Annotated in this window: 10 protein-coding genes and 1 pseudogene; 6 read left to right on the top strand and 5 right to left on the bottom strand. The window is 68.5% G+C overall.

Annotated features, from left to right (window positions below):
• On the top strand, window positions 1-537 hold a 537-nt coding region (locus QNJ12_RS18895), incomplete at its 5' end, for a calcium-binding protein (RefSeq protein WP_300625015.1).
• A 119-nt stretch (window positions 538-656) separates the two neighbouring features.
• A complete protein-coding gene (locus tag QNJ12_RS18890) occupies window positions 657-3,029 on the top strand; it encodes a calcium-binding protein (protein ID WP_300625013.1) in 2,373 nt (790 codons plus the stop codon).
• Between the two features lie 92 nt (window positions 3,030-3,121).
• On the opposite strand, the gene QNJ12_RS18885 is transcribed toward QNJ12_RS18890, so the two are convergent.
• From QNJ12_RS18885 to QNJ12_RS18875, 3 genes are all read right to left on the bottom strand, one after another.
• A complete protein-coding gene (locus QNJ12_RS18885) occupies window positions 3,122-4,177 on the bottom strand; it encodes a pentapeptide repeat-containing protein (protein ID WP_300625011.1) in 1,056 nt (351 codons plus the stop codon).
• 125 nt (window positions 4,178-4,302) lie between these two features.
• The gene (locus QNJ12_RS18880; RefSeq protein ID WP_300625010.1) at window positions 4,303-6,177 is read right to left on the bottom strand and encodes an O-antigen ligase family protein; all 1,875 of its coding nucleotides are present in this window, start codon (window positions 6,175-6,177) and stop codon (window positions 4,303-4,305) included.
• Between the two features lie 93 nt (window positions 6,178-6,270).
• On the bottom strand, window positions 6,271-6,492 hold the full coding sequence (locus QNJ12_RS18875; RefSeq protein WP_300625008.1) for a hypothetical protein: 222 nt from the start codon (window positions 6,490-6,492) through the stop codon (window positions 6,271-6,273).
• 43 nt (window positions 6,493-6,535) lie between these two features.
• Between QNJ12_RS18875 and QNJ12_RS18870 the strand changes: the two genes are divergently transcribed.
• The 4 genes and pseudogenes from QNJ12_RS18870 (at window position 6,536) to QNJ12_RS18860 (ending at window position 18,219) form a co-directional block, all read left to right on the top strand.
• Window positions 6,536-7,225, top strand: a complete 690-nt coding sequence (locus QNJ12_RS18870; RefSeq protein ID WP_300625007.1) for an SGNH/GDSL hydrolase family protein — start codon at window positions 6,536-6,538, stop codon at window positions 7,223-7,225.
• A 110-nt stretch (window positions 7,226-7,335) separates the two neighbouring features.
• A pseudogene (locus tag QNJ12_RS23815) lies at window positions 7,336-7,968 on the top strand (M23 family metallopeptidase); the annotation flags it as partial.
• An 864-nt stretch (window positions 7,969-8,832) separates the two neighbouring features.
• Window positions 8,833-15,051, top strand: a complete 6,219-nt coding sequence (locus QNJ12_RS18865) for a carboxypeptidase regulatory-like domain-containing protein (RefSeq protein WP_300625006.1) — start codon at window positions 8,833-8,835, stop codon at window positions 15,049-15,051.
• A gap of 315 nt (window positions 15,052-15,366) precedes the next feature.
• Window positions 15,367-18,219, top strand: coding sequence for a hypothetical protein (locus tag QNJ12_RS18860; protein WP_300625005.1), 2,853 nt, complete (start codon window positions 15,367-15,369; stop codon window positions 18,217-18,219).
• A gap of 11 nt (window positions 18,220-18,230) precedes the next feature.
• Here QNJ12_RS18860 and QNJ12_RS18855 read toward each other — a convergent pair whose 3' ends face one another.
• On the bottom strand, window positions 18,231-18,557 hold the full coding sequence (locus tag QNJ12_RS18855; protein WP_300625003.1) for a hypothetical protein: 327 nt from the start codon (window positions 18,555-18,557) through the stop codon (window positions 18,231-18,233).
• A gap of 181 nt (window positions 18,558-18,738) precedes the next feature.
• Window positions 18,739-19,007, bottom strand: a 269-nt coding sequence (locus tag QNJ12_RS18850) for a hypothetical protein (protein ID WP_300625002.1), incomplete at its 5' end; no start/stop codon positions are given.

Raw genomic sequence — 19,007 nt, 5'->3', positions numbered from 1 at the left:
GTGATCGATGGTGGGCCGGGGTTGGACACGATCTTCGGTGATGGTGGTGTCGACGATCTCGAGGGTGGTCAGGGCAACGACACGATCTACGGCGGTGCCGAGGGCGACACGATCTACGGCACCGGTGGAGGTGACGTTCTGTTCGGCGAGGGTGGTGACGACGACATCCGGGGCGGGAACGGCAACGACACGATCGAGGGTGGACCGGGTGCCGATGTCTTGCGCGGACAGAACGGCGAGGACCAGATCTGGGCGAACTCGGCTGCCGATTCGTCGACGACGGATGTCGACGAGATGTACGGCGGCGGGCTCTTCGACGATGTGTTCGGCGACGCCGGTGACGACGTGATGTATGGCGGCAACTTCGCGGATGTGTTGTCGGGCAAGGCCGGCGACGACCAGCTGTTCGGCAACAACGGAGCGGACACGTTGCGGGGCGGCCCGCACGTGCTGGGCGACACGTGCAACGGTGGCACCTTGAACTCCGGTGCCGGCGACACGGCCACTGCCTGCGAGACCGTCCTCAACGTTCCGTAGCGGCCGCGGCCGGATCCGGCGGCGACCGGGTGTGACGCGGTCCCGGTTGACCTCCCAGACGGGCGGGCGCAGACTCGAAGTGGGCCCGCGCGGGTCCGTGGCAACCGAGGAGGCGGGTCATGCGTTCGTCGTCGATTCCCCTGTTCCTGCTGGGATTCCTCACTGCGATCGCTGTCGCACCTTCCGCGGCGACGGCCGCGGGCGCCGACGACCTGAGCGCCGCGACCTTCCTGTTCACACCCCCGCCGGGCGTCGTGCTCTTCGACGACGGCAACAACGCGGCGGCCACCGGCGAGACCGGTGAGCAGCTCCCGAGCTGCCACGCCACGGACACCCAGATCAACTCGGTCTGGTACTCGTGGCAGCCGCCGGTGGGCGGGACGGCCACGATCGACACGTTCGGGAGCGCCTTCGACACGGTGCTCGCCGTCTACACCGGGTCGGCCATCGGCTCGCTGACCGAGGTCGTCTGCAACGACGACACGGGTGGCGTGCAGTCCGAGGTGGTGTTCACGGCGACGGCCTACGAGACGTACCTGATCCGCATCGACGGCTACAACACCGCCTCCGGGAACTACGTCACGTACCACCGATACGTGCCCGACCCCATGACGAACGACGACCTGGTCGACGCGACACCGCTCGCCGGCACGGTGGGCATGGCAGGCGGCCACAACTTCACCGCCACCGGCGAATCCGGCGAGCAGCTGCCCACGTGCCACGCTTCGGACACGCACGTCAACTCGGTGTGGTACTCGTGGACGGCTCCCGGCGCGGGCACGGCGACGTTCGAGACCCACTCGAGCCAGTTCGACACCGTGCTCACGGCCTCGACCGGTACGACGATCGGTGCCTTGAACGAGTTCGTCTGCAACGACGACATCGGTGGCATGCAGTCGGAGATCACGTTCGCGACCTCTGCCGGCCAGACGTACCTGATCCGCGTCGACGGGCACCTGTCGAGCACGGGCTACATCGGTCTCGCCTGGACATTCGACTACGACCCGCCGATCAACGACGACTTCACCTCCCCACGCAACTTGTACAGCGTCTGGGGCGAGATTCCCGGGTGGACGCACGCGGCGACCGCCGAGCCCGGCGAACCGCTGTCGAGCTGCAACCCGGGCGACCCGTCGCTGAACTCGGTGTGGTTCACCTGGACGCCCGGCTGGAGCGGACCGGCCACGATCGACACGTTCGGCAGCGACTTCGACACCGTGCTCGACGTCTTCACGGGATCGTCGTTGGCGTCGCTGTCGGAGATCGCGTGCAACGACGACAGCGGCGGTGCCCAGTCGGAGCTGACCTTCCCGGCCGTTGCCGGCGAGACGTACCGGATCCGCATCGACGGCTTCCTCTACGACGCCGGTATCTACGAGCTGCACCACCACCTCGACGTGCCGGCACCACCGAACGACCATCTCACCAACGCCGAGATCCTCGTCGGGCCGGCCGGATCGACGTTCGGCCTCAACGCCGGGGCGACCGGCGAGCCCGGCGAGCAGCCCACGACGTGTGAGCCGCTGGACCCGCTGCTCAGCTCGGTGTGGTTCGAATGGACGGCACCCGGCAACGGCGACGTGGTGTTCGACACGTTCGGGAGCACGTTCGACACCGTGCTGGCCGCCCACACGGGGACGTCGATCGGCTCACTCACCGAACTCGCCTGCAACGACGACGTCGGGCCGACGGTGCAATCCGAGATCGTCGTCACGGTGATCTCCGGCGAGACCTATCGGGTCAGCGTCGATGGGTTCTGGACCGACGTCGGCGACTACCAGCTCAACTGGCAGTTCCTCCCGGCGGCCGTCTGTGACGGGCTGCCGGTGACGGTCGACATCGGGCTCGGCCAGACGCCGACGATGGGCCCGGACGTGATCCTCGGCACCGCGGGTGCGGACACCATCGACGCGCTCGACGGCGACGATGTGATCTGCGGTCTCGACGGCGGCGACACGATCGACGGCGGCGATGGCCGGGACACGATCTTCGGCGACGGCGGTATCGACGTGATCGATGGGGGCCGCGGCAACGACCACATCTACGGTGGCCCCGACGGTGACGACATCTACGGCGGCGGCGGTGGCGACCGGCTCTGGGGCGAGGGTGGCGACGACGTCGTCCGCGGTGGCAACGGCAACGACCGGATCTACGGCGGGCTCGGCGTCGACGAGCTCCGCGGTCAGAACGGGTCGGACACGGTCTACGCCAACGACGACGTCGACTTCACTACCGCCGATGTCGACACGGTCTACGGCGGTGGGCTCTACGACGACGTGTTCGGCGACGCCGGTGACGACATCGTGTACGGCGGCAACTTCGCCGACGTGCTGTCGGGCAAGTCGGGCGACGACATGCTGTACGGCAACAACGGAGCCGACACCCTGCGCGGCGGCCCCCATGTGCTCGGCGACTACTGCAACGGTGGTGTCCACAACTCCGGGAGCGGCGACACCGCCACCGCCTGCGAGACGGTCGTCAACGTCCCGTAGCGGCTGGCAGGCGGTCCGCCGTCACGGCTGGCTGTCGGTGGAGGTCCGGCGTCTCGCGCCCGCGCCGACGCCGCCGCGGCGTTCGGCGCTCGTCAGATGAGGTGGCCGACGCAGGTGCCGCCGTTGTCGTCGCTCAGGGTGTCGTCGGGGCAGATCGTGTTGGCCCAGACGACGTCGGCGAGGATCGCGTCGCGCATGATGGCGCCGCCGAGGTCGACGTCGGTCATGTTCGCGCCGGTGAGATCGGCCTCGATGAGGAACGCGTCGCGCAGCGAGGAGCCGGTGAAGTCGGCGTCGCGGAACACGGCCCGGTCGAACGAGGTGTCGCTGAGCAGGGCCGAGCGCAGCGTCGCACCGGTGGCGTCGATGTCGCTCGCCTCGCCGCTGTCGAGGCGCGCCTGGTCGAGCGTGGCGTCGACGAGCACGGCGTTCGACAGCCGGATGCTGCTCATCTCGGCGCCGGTGAAGTCGGCGCCCGTGAGGTTGGTGTCGCGCAGGTCGGCGTCGGTCAGGAAGGCACCGACGAACGAGGCGCCCGTGAGGTCGGCCCGGTCGAAGCTGGCGCCGGTGAGGTCGGACCCGTCGAAGACGGCGCCGCCGGCATCGGCGTCGTCGAACTGGTCGCCGCTGAGGTCGGTGTCCGACAGGTCGGTGTCCGACAGGTCGCACCCGTCGGCGCACTCGTCGGGTTCGAGCGGGCTCGGCGGCAGGTCGTCGGGCGGCGGGGGCGGATCGTCCTCCACCGGCCGCGGCGGCAAGGTCTCGTCGGGCTCGTCGGGTTGCTGAGGTGTGGTCGTCCCGGTCGCCACGGATGGATCTGTGCCATTCCGTGCGGTGGTCTCGGTGGGGTCACCGGTGGAGTCCGGCGCAGTCGTCGATGCGGATGCGTCGGCATCGCCCGTCGGGCCCGTGTCGTCCGTACCGCCGTCGCCGTCGCCATCGCCGTCGGGGTCGCCATCGTCGGGCAGCGTGGTGGCTGCCGATCCGTCGCCGGGGCCGTCGTCCGGTTCGCCACCAGGATCGGCAGTCGCTGCGGTGGTCGTGGCAGCCGTCGTGTCGTCGGCAGATGTGGCGTCGTCATCGCCCGAGCAGGCCGCGAGCACGAGCACTGCCACTGCGATGACCGGGAGCTGTCGACCCGCCGTCATGGTTCGGACGATAACGGCATCTGTCCGGTCCGAGGACGCAGCGAGCGCCGGTCGAGGCGATCAGGTCGACGAGGAGCCGGGGGAGACTGGTGCGCGGCGGGCGTCGCCGATCGACACCGGCAGGTCTACGACTCGCCGGTGTCGCGGCGCTCGGCCTCGGCCGCGTGCTCGCGTGCGGCGTCCTCGTTGCCGGCGATCAGCTCGATCAGGCTGAGCGCCGACTCGGGCGCCCCGCTCAGCGGCAGCTCCATCGACGCCTGCGTCGCCACGGCGCGCGCCTCGTCGATCTTGCCGTCGGCGAGGAGCGCCAGCGCGAGGCCAGTGCGAAACGACACCCGGTTCGGCGCACGGTCGACCAGCGTCCGGTACTCGCCGACGAGCTCGGAAGTACCCGTGCGATCGCCGGCCAGGAGTGCCTGCTGCACCCGAGCGCGCAGCGCCAGTTCGGTGAGGTACGGATCGTCGGGCGCCTGGTCGGCCGCCTCCTGCGCAGCTGCGGCGGCGGCCGCGCCGTCACCGATACGCACCAGGTGCCGGGCGAGCGCCTCCCGGTAGACCGGGAGACGGCCGGCCGTGTCGACCGCCGACCGGTACGCATGGGTGGCGCGCTCGATGTCGCCGTCCTCCTCCAGTCGTCCGGCACGATCGAGCCGGTGGTCGGCCACCGAGTGGTGCACCGACCCGACGACCAGCAGTGCCGCTGCGAGCGCGCTCGCCGCCAACGAGGCCCATCGCACCGGCGGTCGCCACGGGGAGTCGGCTCCGACACCGGCGACCGCGACACCGGCGAGGAACCACGCCAACACGTCGATCTCGGGCACCGGGAAGTTGAACAGGAGGTGGACGCCGAACCCGGTCAGCCCGGCGAGCACCGCCCAGGTCCGGAACCCCGGCGACGAAGCAGAGACGAAGCGCAACCAGGTGATCACCAGCGCCACCAGCGCTGCGACACCGAGCAGACCGGTCCAGAGCAGCTGGTCGAGGACGAGCGAGTGCGCACGATCGACGATCTCGGTGTCGCCGTACCGCGTCTCGAAACCGGCCGGCAGGTGCTCGACGATCCCGACCCTCCCCTGGTCGGGACCCCACCCGACCAGCCACCGATCGCCGACCGCCGGCGTGGCCGCCCGCCAGATGTCCCACCGCCCTCTGATCGTCCCGTCGGTGTTGACCGCGCCACCGAGCCGGCTCCGTAGCCCGCCATCGACCAGGGCGATCACCAGGCCCGCTATCGCGAGCACGCCGACGACGGCCAGCGATCGGAGCCGGCGCACCCGCTCGGATCGCGCCGCCCACAGCAGCACGGCGCCGGCTACGACCGCGCCGAGCCATGACGCACGCGCGCCGGAGAACACGAGCGACACCCCGAGCAGCACCGTCGCACACCCGCCCAGCCACCGGTCCGCCGGCTCGGTGTCGCGGGCGATCCAGAGACCAGCGGCGACGGGCAGGAGGAGCACGGCGATCGATCCCAGCTGCGCGGCGCTGCCGGTCGGCGCCGTCCACCTCCCGGACGATCCGATCTCGGGCACACCCAGCAGCTCGAGGCCGGCGCGTTGGGCGATCGCCACGAGGCCGACGCACAGGCCAAGGGTCGCGACCGTTCGTGCGACGATCAGCCCGTCGGGGTCGCGGGAGCCGACGAACGACCCCAGGTACCCGGCTCCGAGCATCACGGCGAGCGCCATCACACCGACCATGCGGGCCGGGGCGCCGAAGAACCCGAACGTCGTCGATTCCGAGAGCGCAGCCGCCACGGCCGTCGCGGCCCAGCACGCGCCGGCTGCGAGCACCAGCCGGCGCGGCAGCGTCCATCCCACCCACAGCGCCCAGACGACGCCCACCCCGACCGCCACGGAGATCGTCACGAATCGCAGCGACTGGTAGCGGGTGAACGCGGTCGGATCGCTCAGCAGCGTGGGCAGGAGCAGCAACGGAGCGAGCAACCATGCGGGCGCCGCGGCCCATGGCCCGACGACTCCGCTGCGGCTCCTCGGCACGGCGGGCACCTTATGCGCGGGCGTGTCGCCGGCCCCGCGATCGGTAGCTTGACGCCCGATGTCGAGCGACCCGACCCCGAGGCACGTGCGCCCCTACGGGGTGATCGCCGTGACCTCGGTGGCAGCGTTGCTGGCCACAGCCTGCACGTCCGGCGACGCGTCCTCGCCGGTCGAGGCGTCCCCGGATGCGAGCGCCGGCGCGAGCGTTCCGGCTCCGCCGACGTCCACCACGACGATGCTGGCGCCGAGCTCGTCGGTGTCGGATCCGCCGGCGACCTCACTGGCCCCCTCCACGACCGGCGTCGCGACCAGCATCGCGGCAGATCCCACATCGGCGTCGTCGAGCGCCGGCAACGTCTTGCTGATCGGTGACTCGTCGCTCGCCGGGGTTCGCTGGTACGACGGCGCGTCGGAACGGCTCCGCGGGGCGACGTTCACGCTCGACGCCGAGTCGTGCCGGCGGGTCGCCGTCCCGTCCTGTGGCGGGCGCGAAGATCGGATCCCGCTCAACGTCGTCGAGCGCATCCTGCAAGCGACCCCCGAGGAGTACGACGCTGTCGTGGTCATGTCGGGCTACAACGACGCCGGTGCCGGCTTCGAGCAGGCGCTCAACGAGGTGGTCGGGTCGGCCCGCGCCGTCGGCATCGCGCACACGGTCTTCCTGACCCTCACGACCCCCACGCCGGGCAGAAGCTCGATCGTCACGGCCGGCCAGAACCAGGCCGTTCGGGCCTTCCGGCCCGGCGACGGCGCAGGCGACCTGTGGTTCGTCGCCGACTGGCAGACGTACTCGGCGCCCTTCATGGACCAGTGGTACGAGGACGACCACGTGCACCTCTCGCCCACCGGTTCCTACGCCGCAGCGGACTTCATCTCGCGGGTCGTGGCCAACGTGCTCGACGCTCCCTGCCCCGGTGAGACGAGCGGCACGTGCCCGATCCCGACGGCGCCGCGTCCCGAGGCGCAGGCGGACTTCACGACGGCGCCGGCGGTGCGGTGCCTCGAGGTGGGTGAGTCTCGAGAACTCGTCTGCGAACCCGCCGGCTAGTCACTCTCGGAATCCGTTCGATCACTCTCTGCGTGATCGGTTCAGGTAATAATCCGCTGCGTGATAATTCCGTCTTGTCTAGGTTAGGAACCTCCAAATATGGTCAAGCGATGCGGCATCGCACAGACCACATCTCATTGACCGCGCCAGCGGGGACGGCGAGACAGACGAGATGGATTCCGGTCAAGCGCACGCGTGGCTCCGGCAGTCGCGGTGCGTCGAGAACGGTTCGGGGTCTCGTCGCATCGGCTCTGTTGGTCGCATCGGCAGTGGTTGTCGGACGGCCTGCGGCAGCGCGTCCCGCCGCGTCGCCCGAGCTCGTCCCGTTCACGGGCACCTGGTCGGTCAGCGCCACGTGGAGTGCTGACGGCTACCACGGGTATCCCGCGATCGACATCGCCATGGATGTCGGCACTCCGATCTACGCTGCGGGTGCTGGCGAGGTCGTTCAAGCGGTGACGGACACTCGACGATGCGATCCGGACAACCACATACCGGCAGGGGGAACCTTCGGCGATGGGGTTGCGTGGTGCATCAACCACGGCTACGCGAACAGCGGGACCAGGGTCACGATCAAGCATCCTGATGGGCGACGCTCGAAGTACCTACACCTCTCTGGTCTCGCGCCGGGTATCGCCGATCATGCATCTGTCGCGGCAGGTCAGCTCATCGGGTTCTCAGGGAACACCGGGATCTCCAGTGGGCCACACCTGCACTACGAAGAGACGAACGCACAGAACGTAGCTGTCGATCCGGGACCATGGACCGCTTGCCAGGCCGGCTCTCGACAGACCTACACCAACCTCCAATCTCTGGATGGTCAGCAGGTCACGAACGACGGCTACGACTGCGGCCTGCGGGCTGTCACCCGCAAGATCCCCGAGTACACGACGTACTACTTGCAGCTGCAGCGCATGCGACTGCTCGTCGGCTACTCGACTGAAACCTGTTGGTACGACGAGGTGGGAGCGCGACACGGGTGCGTGCTCGGTACGAATACTGAAGCGGCCAACGGGATCTATGGCACGTCCGATCTACTCGAGATCGACGCCGGCGGCAATGTGACGGTCTCACGTGCAGTGGGTGGGTCGTTCGGCGCCGTCGAATCATGGGCGGCTCCAGCAGGCGTCGCCGACCAAGGTCCGATCGCCGACTACACGGGCGACAGCCGCGGCGATCTCACCCGATGGAACGCCGCAGAGAATCGCATCGAGGTGTCCCCCTCAACGGGGTGGTCATTCGGGGACTGGGAGCCGCTGGTCGTAGGCCTCACCGCTGAACCGGCGTGGTGGTCGCCCGGCGACTTCGACGGTGATGGCATCGTCGACGTCGCCCTCGGAACGACGGGCCCGGAGACCGTCAGCGTCGCCCTGGGCACGACGACGACGACGGTTCGTGCGACGCCGACCGATTGGCTCGTGCCGGCAAGCGCGGGGCAGTACGGAGCGACCGCGATGAATCGGCCAGTTGTCGGCGACTTCAATGACGATGGACGCTCGGACATCGCCGGAATCGGCGTCGGAAGCACCGAGCTCGCCATCGCCCTTTCGTCCGGGAGCTCGTTCGTATCCGCAGACGAACCGCTTCCCGCTGCATCGGAGTCGGTCGTGACGCTCATCAGCGGTGACTTCGACGACGCTCCTCGGACTGACCTCGCGTGGATCGACACCGACGGCGAACTGTTCGTCGCGGAGATGACCGCCGGCGGAACCGTCAACGTTCGTGCCTCGGCGCCGCTCGGCATGCCGAACGGCAGCTTCGGGTCCGTTCGCGCCGCGGAGGTGACCGGCGATGACTATGCCGACATCATCCTCGATGACGGTGCCAACGTGCTCGTCTGGCCGATGCAACCAGGTGCTCTCGACCTGTTCGCCAATATCGACCTCTACGGAAGTCGGGCAGGCGACGTCGTCGCGGTCGGCGATGTAGACGGCATCTCACCCGAGGCGCCCGAGATGCTCGAACCTGTCGAGACACCTGCGGGCTTGTACATCGGCTGGCAGATGCCCGATGAGACGAGCGACCAGCAACTCGAAGACATCGCACCAGGCGGATTCCACGTCGAAGTCGACCCAGGAGACCTGACGTTCGACCTCGGGCCGGACCAGCGGAGTCTGACGATCGACGGCCTGACGGCCGGCATCGAACACACGATTTCCGTTTGGACGACCACCTTCGGTGGTACGAGTGCTCCCGCCTCGATCCAGGCCACGCCTGAGGCGCCGCTCGGGTCGATCTCGGGCACGGTGACTGACGCGCTCGGAGCCTCACTCGAGGCGATCAACGTCGAGGCATGTGCCGGGGCGACGTGCGAGACCGCCGCGACGCTTGTCGACGGCACCTTCCAGACTCCCGGCCTCGAGCCAGGCTCCTACACCGTCCGTTTCTCCGATCCGGCGGGCGTTCACATCGAGGAGTATTGGGACGACGCCGGCGACGCGGCCGGGGCGACGCCGGTCACGGTCGTGGGTGGCGCGGATGCCGGTGGCATCGATGCGCAGCTCGCTGCCTACGGTTCGATCAGCGGGACGGTCACCGACGCGTTCGGAACGGCCCTCGCGGGCATCGACGTCGAGATCTGCGATCTCGGCGGCGCGGTCTGCCAGGGGGGCAGCACCGACGGCCTCGGCGAATATCGGGTCACGGACCTGCTCCCGGGGGACTACCGGGCGGGATTCACCGATGCGACCAGTGTGTACCAGCCGGAGTTCTGGGACGACGTGACCGACCCGCTGGCAGCGACCGCGGTGCCGGTCGCGTCGGGCGAGGCTGTCGTGGGGATCGATGCGGCGCTGACGGGCCCCGGCTCGATTTCGGGGACGGCGGTCGACGAGACGGCCGCGCCCATCGCGGGGATCGACGTCATCGCGTGCCCCTCGGCGGGTGGACCCTGTCTCTCGGACACGACCATCGCCGGCGGCACGTACTCGATCACTGCGCAACCCGGCGACTACCGGATCGAGTTCGTCGACCCGACCCTGACGTTCGTCGACGAGTTCTGGATGGACGCCTACGACGCGTTCGCCGCCGCGCCGGTGACCGTCCTCGCCGACACCGACACCCCCGGCATCGACGGCGTGCTCGAGCTCGCCGCGGTGATCACCGGCATCGTCACCGACGAGACCGGCACACCGATCGCCGGCGCCAACGTTGACGGATGTCGGTTCATCAACAACTGCATGGCCTGGTACAGCACCACGACCGATGCGGCCGGCCTCTACTCGCTCGCCGGCCTCCGCCCCGGCGACTACGCCGTCCAGGCGTGGGCCGGGTCCGGCTTCGTCACCGAGTACTACGACGATGCGTACAACTCGTTCGACGCACTGCTCGTGCCCGCCGCTGCAGGTACGACGACCCCGGGGATCGACATCGAGTTGGAGGTCGCCGGCGCAATCGCCGGCACGGTGACCGACACCACCGGCGTCCCGATCGCAGGGGTCAACGTGCGGGCCTGCGGCCCGGCGACCTGCGGATCGGCCACCACCGGCGTGGATGGCACCTACGAGGTCACCGGCCTCAGAGCCGGAGCCGACGTCGTCGAGTTCAGGGACTTCTCCGGACCTTACGTGCGTGAGTACTACGACGACTCGCCCACCAGCAGCGGGGCAACCGACGTGATCGTCGCCGCCGGGTCGACGACTCCCGGCATCGATGCCGTCCTTGCGGTGGGCGGATCGATCGCCGGCGCCGTCACCGACGCGACCGGCACACCGATCTTCAACGCGTACGTCAACGCGTGTCCGATCGGCCCGGGTGCGTGTGCAGCGGCCTGGACCGACTCGGGTGGCTTCTATCAGATCGACGGGCTCGCCGAGGGCGACTACCGCGTCGAGTTCGACAAGCGCGAGGACGGGTTCGTCGGCGAGTACTACGACGACACCTCCGACATCGCGTCGGCGACGGCCGTGCCCGTCGTCGCCGGCATCACCACGTCCGGCATCGACGCGACACTGGAACAAGGCGGCGGCGTCACCGGCACGGTCACCGACAGCAACGGACAACCGTTGGCGACGATCAGCGTGTGGGTGTGCGATTCGACCGGCGCCGCGTGCCGTGGGTCGTCGACCGACGCCAGTGGCTCGTACACGGTCACCGGACTTCCCCCGGGCGACGTCACCGTCCGGTTCTCCGACTGGACCGGCATTCACCTCGGTGAGTACTTCGACGACGCGAGCGACGAAGCGACAGCCACCCCCGTGGCGGTGACCGCCGGCTCGACGATCACGGGTATCGACGCCGAGCTCCAGCTGGGCGGCGCCATCTCCGGCAACGTGACCGGCCCGCTGGGTGCACCCGTGGCCAATGCCGACGTCACCGCGTGCGGATCGAGCTCCTGCTGGACATCGCGCACCAACCTCGACGGCAACTACACGATCACGGGACTGCCGACCGACTTCTTCACTGTCGAGTTCGCAGCGACCGGGCTGGTCGGTGAGTACTACGACGACGTGACCGACTCCGGCCTTGCGACGCCGGTCGCGGTCGTCGTCGGTGCCACGACGCCGGGGATCGACGCCGCGCTGGTCGAGGGCGGCAGGATCAGCGGCACGGTCACCGACAGCGCCGGCGCACCACTGCCCGACATCTCCGTCGACGCCAGCTCCTCGACAGGCGGCAGCTCGTACGGGTCAGCGGTCACCGATGCTGCGGGCACCTACACCGTCACCGGTCTCGCCACCGACGACTACCGCGTGTCGTTCAGCGACTTCGGCGGGACGTACCTCAGCGAGTTCTACGACGACGCCGTCGACGCCGGCTCGGCCACACCCGTTGCGGTCGTCGCCGGCGCGACCACGTCCGGGATCGACGCCGCGCTCGCCGAGGTCGGCGCCATCGCCGGCACCGTCACCGACGGAACGGGTGCCCCGCTCGCCGACATCTCGGTCAACGTCTATGCCGTCGGCGGCGGCACGGGCGGGTTCGCGATCACCGACGCGGCTGGCAACTACACCGTGACCGGGCTCGCGCCCGGCAGCTACCGCGTGTACTTCCATGACTCGCTCTCGGGTGTCTACCTGCCGGAGTACTGGCACGACGCCCCAGACTTCGTCTCCGCAACGCCCGTCGCCGTCACGGCGGGCGCCACCACCGGCAGCATCGACCCGGTCCTCGGCATGGGTGGCACCATCAGCGGCATCGTCACCGACGATCTCGGCGCACCCCTCGCGAACGCGTTCGTCTCCGCGAGCGAGTTCGACTTCGGCGGATTCGGATCGGCGTTCGCGGACGCGCTGGGTGCGTACACGATCACCTCCCTGGTGCCGGGCGACTACCGAGTCAGCGCGTCGTCACCGACCGGCGAGCACCAGCAGCTGTACTGGAACCAGCAGCCGTCGTACGGCAACGCCGATCCCCTCGCCGTCAGCGACGGCGCCATCTCGACGGCGGACTTCGCGCTGCCGCGGCTCGGATCGATCACCGGCGTCGTCACGGACACGACCGGTGCGCCACTGGCCGGCATCGGGGTCAACGCGTCGGGAGCCAGCGGCACGTTCGGGAGCACGACCACGCAGCTCGATGGCAGCTACTCGATGACGGTCGGCCCCGACTCGTTCGTCGTGAGCTTCACGGACTGGACCCAGCGGTACGGGACCGAGTACTACGACGAGGCCACGAACGCCGCTGCCGCCACACCGGTCGTCGTCACAGCGGGAGCCGAGACACCCGGCATCGATGCGACGCTCGCCGATGCGGGTTCCCTGTCGGGAACGATCACCGACGGGACCGGTGACCCACTCAGCTGGGTCTTCGTCAGGGCGTTCGCTTCGGATGGCACGATCCTCCGGCAGGCAACGTCCAACGCGCAGGGGGAGTACGTCTTCCCTGGGTTGACCGGCGGCGAAGACGTGACGGTCCAGTTCGGCAGCGGCGACCACGTGACCACGTGGTTCGACCAGGTGTACGACGAAGCGAGCGCGACCCCGGTGCCGATCTCGAGCGGCGCCGACACGCCGGGGATCGACGCCGTGATGGTCGAACCGGGGGCCGTGAGCGGCACCGTGACCGACGAGCTCGGTGCCCCCCTCGGCGGCGTCGAGGTCTGGGTGTGTACGAAGCTCTCGCCGTTCGAGCCGTGGGACGGGTGTACGAGGCCGGCCAGCCCGGCGATCACGGACGGCAGCGGCGGCTACCTCATCGCGGCGCCGCCGAACGGGGACGTCGTCGTGTTCGACGATCCCACCGACATGTTCGGTACCGAGATCCTGCCGGTCGCGTTGGCCGTCGGCCCGACCGTCGTCGACGCGACCTTGGTCGATCGCGCGATCTCGGGCACGGTCGTCGACGACGCCACCGGGCTGCCGCTCGCGGGCGTGAGCGCGCAAGCCTGCCTGGTCCGCGAGTTCGTCGAGTACCCGGGCACCGAACTGTGCGTCGACGCCCTGACCGGCGTGGACGGTACCTACGTGCTGGGCGGACTCGGGACCGGTGAGTACCGGGTCCAGTTCTCGGCCGTCACGCACTTCCCCGAGTACTTCGGCGGGCCCTTCCCCGGAACGCTGGTCACGGGTTCGTCACCGACACCGACGCCAGGCATCGACGCATCACTCGAGCGAGGCTCGACGATCTCCGGAACGGTCACCGACGAGCTCGGCGCGCCGCTGCCGGGGATCACGGTGACGTCGTACGACTTCTTCAGCAACCCGACTGTGACGACCGCGGCCGACGGCACGTACACGATCGGGCCCTTCGCGGCCGGCTCGTACACCGTCAACTTCGACGATGCGAGCGACACGTACGCTGCGACGTCTCTCTCCGTCTCGGTGGCGGCGACGACCGACGAGACCGGCGCCGACGTGACGATGCGGCTCGCGGGTGGCTTCTCGGGCTTCGTGACCGACGAGCGGAACGGCGCACCGCTGGAGGGCGCGTTCGTCCAAGCCTCACCGACGACGTACACGCCCGCTCAGGGTTCGGCCGTGACGGCGGCGGACGGCAGCTACACGATCACCGGCCTCGACCCGAGCGTCACGTACATCATCGAGTTCTACGGTCCGCCGTCGATCGCGCCCGACGGTATATACCTCGGCGCGTTCTACCAGATCGAGTACTGGGACGACACCACCGACTTCTTCGCGGCGACGCCCGTCCCGGTGGTCGCCGGCGTGACCACGCCCGGCTACGACGCGGCGCTCGCGCTGCCGCCGTGCGACGGCAGACAGGTGACGGTCCTCATCGCCGCCGGGGAGACGCCGACGAACGGCAACGACGTCATCCTCGGCACGGAGTTCGACGACGTGGTCGACGGCCTAGCCGGCGACGACACGATCTGCACGCTGGGCGGCAACGACACGGTCGACGGCGGCGACGGTCTCGACCGCATCTTCACGTCCTGGGGCGACGACATCGTCGACGGCGGCAAGGGCAACGACCGGATCTGGGGTGGCGACGGCAACGACCAGCTCAACGGCGGTGGTGGCGGCGATCGCCTCTATGGTGAGCACGGCAATGACGTGCTGCGCGGCGGCAACGGCAATGACGTGCTCGAGGGCGGCGTCGGTAGCGACGAGTTGCGCGGCCAGAACGGCTCCGACCTCGTCTACGCCAACTCGGCCGTCGACTTCTCGACCACCGACGTCGACACGGTCTACGGCGGCGGCCTCTTCGACGACGTCTTCGGCGACGCGGGCAACGACACCATCTACGGCGGCAACTTCGCCGACGTGCTGTCGGGCAAGTCGGGCGACGACAGCTTGTACGGCAACAACGGCGCCGACACGCTGCGCGGCGGCCCCCACATCACCGGCGACTACTGCAACGGCGGCGTCAACAACTCGGGCTCCGGCGATGCGGCGTCCGCGTGCGAGACGATCATCAACGTGCCGTAGGCCGGCCGTGGCGTCTGTGACCACCTCCGTCCGCCGTTCGTGTGTGGTGGTGTCGTGCTGACGGTGGACGGGGCGCGGGTGATTCGCCGACGGTCGATGATGATGTGATTCTGGGGACCACGGGTGTGGATGTGGTCGATGGGCTCGATGGTGACGGGCGATGCGGGTCGGACAAGATCTATGGCGGCAACGTCGCCGACGTGTATGTCGGGCAAGTCCGGTGACGAGACCATCTTCTGAAGCAACAACGCTGACATCCTCCGTCGGCCCTCATGTGACCCGACGACGACTGCAATGGTGATGTGCACAACTCGGGTGTCGGTGACACCACGAGCGCCTGCGAAACCCTCGTCAACGTCCCTCACCGAGCATTTGAACCCGCCGACTCGTGGTGCGACACTGATACGCATGACCACGGGGGGACACCGACAAGGATTCCTTTCTCGTCGTGCGAGAGTCCGCTCGAGGAAGACCAAGCGCAAGCTTGCGGTAGTTGCAGCGGCATTGTCGGCGTTGATCCCGACGATTGCGCCCTCGAACTCGACGGCGGCGACAGTCGGGCCCGGCGCCGTGCGAAACAACGAGCGATACGCGTTGCTGAGCCCTGCGCCATGGACCGGCTGGGCTTCATCGCCGAACGATGGCGAGCGGCGACTTCTGCCGATCATCCCCACTGCCGCTCCGGCAACACGCACTGGTGGTGTGCTGCAGTCGGTAGAACGTCAGACGTGGACCGGTGTCGGCGCATCGCTGACCAGCTCGTCCGAGCGGATGCTACGCGGCCGTCCGGGCGCACTGAGCCTCTTGTACGACCCGAACCGCGCCGACGGGGCGCAGCTCAACATGCTGCGCATGCCGCTATCTGCGACCGACTTCTCGGGCTTCTGGTGGTCGTGGGGTTGGGACCCAACGACACAGCGAGCCACCCCTGGGCTGGCTCAGAAGCGGCTCAAGAATCTCACGAACACGATTGAGAACATCCGCCCCGACCTGTTTGTCGTCGCAGTGCCGTGGACGGCTCCACGTTCCATGAAGACCAACCGCAAACTCGCTGCGGGCGAGCTTGCGATCGGCCACGAACTCGAGTACTCCACCCTGCTGTTCAAGCAGGCGCGATGGCTGTTGAACAATGGGATCCAACTCAAGGCGATGTCGATGAGCAACGAGCCCTTCCACGAAGGGGATTACCCGACGATGGCCGTGAGCGATCCGCAGATGATCCAGATCGCGAACGACCTCGCCCCGAAGCTGGCGAGGAAGGGTGTCGAGCTCTGGGCCGTCGAGCACAACTGGGAGCATCGTTCGAGCTACGACGCTGTTCTCAGCGGCGCGCCGGGTGCTTTCGCGAAGTCGGCATTTCACTGCTATGGCGGAGACCCCAGCGACATGACTGGTGTCGCCAGCCCGCCGGTCATCACGGAGTGCACCGGAACGAACGACACCTGGGAGAACACATTCCGATGGCAGGCGCGCAATCTGGTCGTCGACGCGCTTGCGGCTGGATCGACCGGACTCATGATGTGGAATCTCGCATTGGACCCGGCGGGTGGTCCCAAGAAGGACGGCGGCTGCGAGAACTGCCGCGGCTTGCTCGAGATCGACCCGGCCACCGGAAGCGTCCGCAACGAGCCCGAGTTCTACACACTCGCCCATCTCGCTCGTGCAGCGGATCCGGGTGCAGTGAGCCTCGGGACGTACTCCGCGCCTGGCGTGCCGATGACCTCGTTCCGGAACCCCGACGGCACGATCGGAGTCTTCGGGCATAACGACACGGGTTCCACCCAGGTCGTGCAGCTCGACGGGCTCGGCGTCGAGGTCCGGTTCGAGGTCCGGTCCGGCGAGCTGTTCACGTTGAGAGGGGGCGCCACCAGCACGGAACCGCCGTCCGTCGGCGGGTCGATCGCCGTGTCGCCCGACGGGTACCGGTACTACATCGACACTACGGGGTACCGGCACTTCATCACCACCGACGCCGTCTTCGAGTGCCACGGAGGGGCGGCGAACGCAAGGACGAACGTGTCTTGGGACGAGATCGTCACCTATCCCGAGACGGAGTTCGCCGAGTGCTTCGCCGGGCACGTCGGAGACATCATCGCCCACCCGGATGGGGACGCGTACGTGCTGGCTGGGTCCGCCGCCGACCTCGAACGGCGGTGGATTCCGAGCGCTTCTGACTACGTTTGCGCCCGGGCCGAGGGCCGTGACGTCGTCACGGTGACTCGCTATCACGTCGAGGAGATCCCGTCCGGACCGGACCGGCCGGACGGCACCTGTATCGTCCGGCAGCCCGGAGGCGATTCGCACTTCGTCAACGCCGAGGGGCGTCGCGAGTGGATACCCGACGCGCCAACTTGGGACTGCGAGATCGGTCGTGGGATCCGCGTCCTCGATGTTGCCTCGGGTTTCGTCGACACGGTCGATGAGGTGGGTTGGCACTACTGCCTGAACAAGGCCAACTTGCGTGGCAAGGTCGTGCGTCATACCGTCGAGGGAGACGCGCACTTCATCCATCCCGACGACACGAGAACGTGGATTCCGGACGGTCCGACCTACGCCTGCCGGACACGCCAGGGCACAGAGGTCGTAGAGACAAGGTGGCGCGAGTACATCGAGGCCTTTGCCGATACCGGCTGGGACTACTGCTATGACATCAACACCCTGAAGAACCAGATCATCACGCATCCCGACGGCGATAGTCACCTCTTCGATGGCAGCGGCGTCAGACACTGGATCCCGAACACGTCGGTGTTCGGCTGTCTCGACGACGACTATCCGGTCGTCGAGGTTCGCTGGCGCGCGTACATCGATCGGACTCCCGAGGGCGAATGGGCGGTCTGTGGCGCCACGCTGACGACCTGGCAGCGGCTCGACCGCGGTCAGAGCCTGCACTCCAGCGACGGACGGTACAAGTTGCTCATGCAGTCCGACGGCAACCTGGTGCTCCGCAACGCAAGCAACTCGCCGATCTGGGCGACCAACCGCGCCGGCCAGTACGCGGTTCTCCAGGGTGACGGCAACCTGGTGGTGTATAACTCGAGCGGAGCGGCGGTGTGGAACTCGCGGACGGTCGGCAGCGGTGGCGATCGACTGAGGGTTCAGAACGACGGCAACCTGGTGCTCTACGACGGGAGCCGAGCGGTCTGGTCGACTGGCACGGTCGGTGGATAGGGGACAGCGGTCTAGCCGGCGAGCGCGTCCTCCACGCACTCGTTGACGATGGCGACGAAGCCGACACCGAGCAGAGTCCACTCCTGCTCGTCGTCCGGTCGACGGGCATGCTGCGTTCGCTCGGGATCGAGCCCGGCGCGCAGCGCGATCCCATCCGTGAGCGAGGCCGCCAGCGTCGCGAGCTGGAGAATCGTGTACGGCTCACGCAGCCGGAGACTGAGCTGCTCCAGCATCCGCTCGTAGTTGCTCCACAGACGGTTGCTCCCGAAGATCGAGCCCATCGAGAGGTGGATGCCGTGGGTCTCCTCGAGCTCGACCATTGCCTTCTTCATCGGCACGTGGCCTACCGTCGCACGGAACCCCACGTCGACCGCACCGTAGCCCGCATCGAGGAGAAGTATGCACAGCTCGGCGTGACTTCGTCTTGTCGCCATAGCCGACGCCCAGCAGGATCTAACCGCGCTGGTCGTCTGGCCGCCGTCTGCGTCTGCTCGAGGCCGAGCCCTGCCCAAACGGCGGCTACGGCACGTTGTCGATGGTTTCGCAGGCGTTGGCGGTGTCGCCGGAGCCGGAGTTGTTGACACCACCGTTGCAGTAGTCACCCGCCACGTGGGGACCGCCGCGCAGCGTGTCGGCGCCGTTGTTGCCGTACAGCATGTCGTCGCCGCCCTTGCCCGACAGCACGTCGGCGAAGTTGCCGCCGTAGATGGTGTCGTTGCCCGCGTCGCCGAAGACGTCGTCGAAGAGGCCGCCGCCGTAGACCGTGTCGACGTCGGTGGTCGAGAAGT

The sequence above is a fragment of the Ilumatobacter sp. genome (assembly GCF_030065885.1).
GTDB lineage: Bacteria > Actinomycetota > Acidimicrobiia > Acidimicrobiales > Ilumatobacteraceae > Ilumatobacter.
This window is presented reverse-complemented; position numbering and strand designations above follow the sequence as displayed.